Genomic DNA, 4,558 nt, shown 5'->3' with positions numbered 1-4,558 from the left:
GTCTGGTTAGGTCCAGCCTAAGCCGAACTACTGAAAATCATAATTTGTGCAGCGCACCCAACGTGCTTTGCTCCGCCATCGGCTGAAAGAAAACAAGAAAAGAACGTCAGGCGACAGGCTTCGGCGATGCCTCCGGAGCGGGTTTCGTTCGGGCCGGGATAACGCCCGACTTCAGCAAACCAGGGGAACGTGATGACGACAATACTCTCGAAGTTTCGCCGGGCCGCGCTGGTGGCCGGCATTGCGCTCAGCGCCATATCGGTGAGCCTCCACGCCGAAGCTGGCAGCTTGAAACTGGGCATGACGACCTGGGTGGGGTACGGACCGCTCTTCCTTGCCCGTGACATGGGCTACTTCAAGGAAGGTGGGCTCGATGTCTCGCTTGAAATCATCGAGGAAGCATCGCTGTATATGGCGGCTGTTGCCGCCGGCGAGCTCGACGGCAGCGCCTCGACCGTCGACGAGATCATGAAGTATCGTTCGAAGGATGTTTGCTTCAAGTCGGTCTATGCGCTGGATGACAGCCATGGCGGCGATGGCGTGCTCGCGCCCAGCGGGGTCAAGAGCATCGCCGACCTCAAAGGCATGGACGTAGCGCTGAACCAGGGTTCAGTGTCGCAGTTCTGGTTCAATATCCTGCTCAAGCAGGCCGGTCTCACCCAGGCCGATGTGAAGATCACCAACATGACGGCAGACGATGCCGCCGCCGCCTTCATGGCCGACCGCATTCCCGTTGCCGTCACCTGGGAACCGCATCTGACGCTGGCCAAGAAGGAAAACAAGGGACAGGTGCTGATCGACTCCTCCAAGACACCCGGCTTGATCGTCGATGTGGTGGCGCTCAACTGCGACTACATCACGAAGAACCCCGGAGATGTCGAGGCGCTGGTGAAGGGCCTCTACAAGGCCAACGAGTTCATCAAGGAGAATCCTGAGAAGGCGTATGAGGTGATGGCCAAAGGCGTCGGCGGCTGGCTGAAGGATCCGAAGGACTTTGCTTCCTCGGCCGCTGGCGTGAACTTCTACGGTAAGCAGCGCAATGCCGAATTCTTCGCCGGTGGCGAGACTGGCGAAGCCGGCAAGCTGATCAAGCTGGGCGGCGATATCTGGGGCGGCTTCGGCAAGCTCAAAATGGACGTCAAGTATGACGACCTCGTCGATACATCCTTCCTTGGAAAGTAGCTTGGCCTTGGAAAGTAGCTTGGCCTTGGAAGTAGCTTGGCCTTGCAAAGTAGCTTGGCCTGCGAAGTAATTTGACCTTGCAAAGTGATTTGGCTGAACCGGAGGCGGACCTCGCGCCTCCGGTCCAAGCGGCCCAAAAGGGTATCCCGTGACACTAGCACCGAACACGAGCTCTCTGGTCAGCAATGGCGTGACCGCGAGAGTTGAAGAAGGTCAGGCCGGTCGATCCGTCCTGAAAGTCATCGCCACACCGTTTCGGGCTGTGCCGCGCTCTCTCTCCATTACGCTCGGCTTCATGGTCTGGATCGCCGTCATCGGCGGCTGGTTCGCGCTGACCTATTCCGGAGCGGTCAAGGAAATGTTCCTGCCTCGCCCCGAATCCGTGTTGTCCACCACCATCAGCATGGCGCTTGACGGGTCGTTGTGGGAGCATGTTTTCGCCAGCGTCCAGGTGGTGTTGATCGGCTTCGTCCTTTCGAGCATCGTTGCGGTGCCGCTTGGATTGACGATGGGCACCTATCGCATCGTCCAGGCCGTTCTCGAACCGTTGGTCAATTTCATACGCTATCTGCCGGTGACGTCCTTCGTGCCGCTTTTCATCCTGTGGATCGGCATCGGCATCGAGCAGCGCGTTGCCGTCATCGTCTTCGGCGTCTTCTTCCAGCAACTCGTCATGATCGCCGACAGCGCTCGCAGCGTCCAGCGCGACCTTGTCAACGCAGCCTATACGCTCGGCACGAAACGAGGCGACACGGTCTTCCACATCGTCTTTCCGGCCACGCTTCCGAGCGTGCTGGATGTGCTGCGCGTCACCATGGGCTGGGCCTGGACCTATCTCGTCGTGGCCGAACTCGTCGCCGCCCGCAGCGGACTTGGCTACATCTCGCTCAAAGCCATGCGCGGCTTTCAGGTCGACGTGATCTTCATGGCCATCGCCATGATCGGCATCCTTGGTCTTTGCACCGACCAATTGTTCCGGGGCATCCGCCGCCTCGTCGCTCCCTGGGCCAATTGAGGAACACGCACACATGGACGCCCTGAATCTTACGACGAAACCAAAGAGTTCCGACATAGGCATCGACAATGTGGTCCTGCGCTACGGCAAGGGTGACAATGCGGTGCTGGCGCTGGATGGCATTTCCTTTCACGTCGTGCCCAACGAATTCTGTGTGATCGTCGGCCCATCCGGCTGCGGCAAGTCGAGCCTGCTTTATCTCGTCGCCGGTCTTGAGGAGCGGACCGGCGGCATGATCGTAGTCGGCGGCAAGCCTGTTACCGAGCCGGGCCCGGATCGCGGCATGGTGTTTCAGGCATATACGCTGTTTCCCTGGCTTACGGTGGCGCAGAACGTCGAATATGGCCCGAAGCGGAAGGGCATTGCGCCGGCCGAGCGCAGGGTCATTGTCGAGCATTTTCTCCACGAGGTCGGTCTGGCAAAGTTCGCCAACCATTACCCGTCTCAGCTGTCGGGCGGCATGAAGCAGCGCGTTGCGATTGCGCGCGCGCTCGCCAATGATCCGGACGTGCTGCTGATGGATGAGCCTTTTGGAGCGCTCGACAGCCAAACCCGTCACAGCATGCAGAAGCTTTTGCTGAGGATCTGGGATCATTCCAAGAAGACGGTCCTATTCGTTACCCATGACATCGATGAAGCGATCCTGCTGGCGGACAGGGTGCTCGTCATGTCCGGCCGGCCCGGTCAGATCAAGAAGGAAATCCGCGTAGGCCTCCCGCGTCCACGCAGCATGGATCTGGTCATGGAGCCGAACTTCATCGCCATGAAGCGGGAGATCCTCGAGCTCCTGAAGAACGACGAAGACGACGAGCACTAATGCATGTCGCTCAAAAGTGACCTCGGTTTTGGGCAGACGACATGCATGAAACAGACATCGGCAGTCTTCGGTGTGGATGACGAAACGGGCAAGGCATGAGCATCGAGGCGGCGGAATTTGACTATATCGTCATTGGCGCGGGCTCGGCCGGCTGTGTCTTGGCAAACAGGCTGAGCGCAGACCCGGCAGTTCGTGTCTGCCTGATCGAGGCGGGCGGCAGCGACGACCGCACCAGGGTGCGCGTGCCGGCCGGCATTCTCTCGCTCTACGGCAATCCGAACTTCGACTACGGCTACAAGGGCGTGCCGCAGCCGCTGCTCAACAACCGCCGCATACCGGTCAACCGCGGCAAGGTTCTTGGCGGGTCGAGTTCGATCAACTCGATGGTCTATATTCGTGGCGCCGCGCAGGACTACGATGAATGGGCAGCGCTTGGCTGCGCCGGGTGGTCCTATGCCGATGTCCTGCCGGTCTTCAAGAAATTGGAGCGGAACTGCCTGTTGCAGAGCCCCGCCTATCATGGATTCGACGGCGAATTGCTGGTCGACAATCCGCGCGATCCCAACGTGGTATCCAGCCTGTGGGTTGAGGCGGGCAGAGGCGTAGGCCTGCCCGAGAACCGCGACTTCAATGCCGGTGGCCAACTCGGCCTCGGCATCTACAACGTCACCCAGAACAGAGGCGAGCGCTTCTCGGCCTACAGCGCCTTTGTCCGGCCGATTCTCGGCCGCTCGAATCTACGGATATTGTCAGGCGTCGAGGTTCTTGATCTGGCGATTGAGCGTGAGCGCGTCACCGGCGTCAACGTGATCAGGGAAGGCGCAACCCAACGGTTGGGGTGCCGAGCGGAGGTCGTCCTCAGCGCGGGTGCGATCGGATCGCCGCGCATTCTGCTTGCTTCCGGCGTCGGCCCGGCCGGGGAGCTGAAAGCAGCGGGGATTAAACCGGTCGCGAACCTGCCAGGCGTCGGTAAGAACTTGCGCGACCATGTCGATGGCATGATCACGGTGCGATCGAACAGCCGCAAGACGCTCGGCCTTTCACTTGCCAATCTTCCGGCGATGCTGGCGGCGCCGTTCCAGTATTTCGCCCGGCGCAAAGGCATGCTGACGACCAACTATGTCGAAGCCGGCGGCTTTGCCAGGACGAAGTATGCCGGGAGCATACCCGACATTCAGTTCCACTTCGTGCCGGGCTATCGCAGCCATCGCGGTCGGCTCGTCGAATATGGCCACGGCTATGCCGTGCACACCTGTGTGTTGAGACCCGGGAGCGTCGGCGAAATCACGCTTCAACGCGACGGCACCCGCCGCAATATGCTCATAGACCATCGCTTCTTCAGTGACGAACAGGATGCCCTGACCCTCGTCGAGGGCATAAAGGTCGCGCGTTCGATCCTGGCTTCGCCGGTTTTTGGCGGCATCCGCGGACCGGAAATCCTGCCTGGGCCCGACGTGAACACCGATGACGAGATTCTCGCCTATCTGCGTGCCGAGGCTCTTACCGTCTATCATCCGGTTGGCACGGCCAGGATGGGCAACGAC

Annotated in this window: 4 protein-coding genes; all 4 read left to right on the top strand. The window is 60.2% G+C overall.

Going from position 1 to position 4,558, the window contains the following annotated elements:
• Positions 1-192: 192 nt before the first annotated feature.
• Positions 193-1,182, top strand: coding sequence for an ABC transporter substrate-binding protein (locus EN914_RS25385; RefSeq protein WP_127389335.1), 990 nt, complete (start codon positions 193-195; stop codon positions 1,180-1,182).
• A gap of 148 nt (positions 1,183-1,330) precedes the next feature.
• Positions 1,331-2,197: an ABC transporter permease gene (locus EN914_RS25380; protein ID WP_024503974.1), complete on the top strand. Its 867-nt coding sequence runs from the start codon at positions 1,331-1,333 to the stop codon at positions 2,195-2,197.
• 13 nt (positions 2,198-2,210) lie between these two features.
• A complete protein-coding gene (locus EN914_RS25375) occupies positions 2,211-3,014 on the top strand; it encodes an ABC transporter ATP-binding protein (RefSeq protein WP_013530446.1) in 804 nt (267 codons plus the stop codon).
• Positions 3,015-3,109: 95 nt separating this feature from the next.
• A partial coding sequence (locus EN914_RS25370; RefSeq protein WP_127389334.1) for a GMC family oxidoreductase occupies positions 3,110-4,558 on the top strand: 1,449 nt, incomplete at its 3' end.

Source organism: Mesorhizobium sp. M7A.F.Ca.CA.001.08.2.1, from assembly GCF_003998455.1.
Lineage (GTDB): Bacteria > Pseudomonadota > Alphaproteobacteria > Rhizobiales > Rhizobiaceae > Mesorhizobium > Mesorhizobium ciceri.
The sequence above is the reverse complement of the archived record's forward strand: the minus strand, read 5'-3'. Positions and strand labels throughout refer to the sequence as shown.

Bases quoted from the DNA above. Each gene is read 5' to 3' on its own strand.
- EN914_RS25385 (WP_127389335.1), top strand. From the start codon at position 193: ATGACGACAATACTCTCGAAGTTTCGCCGGGCCGCGCTGGTGGCCGGC.
- EN914_RS25375 (WP_013530446.1), top strand. From the start codon at position 2,211: ATGGACGCCCTGAATCTTACGACGAAACCAAAGAGTTCCGACATAGGC.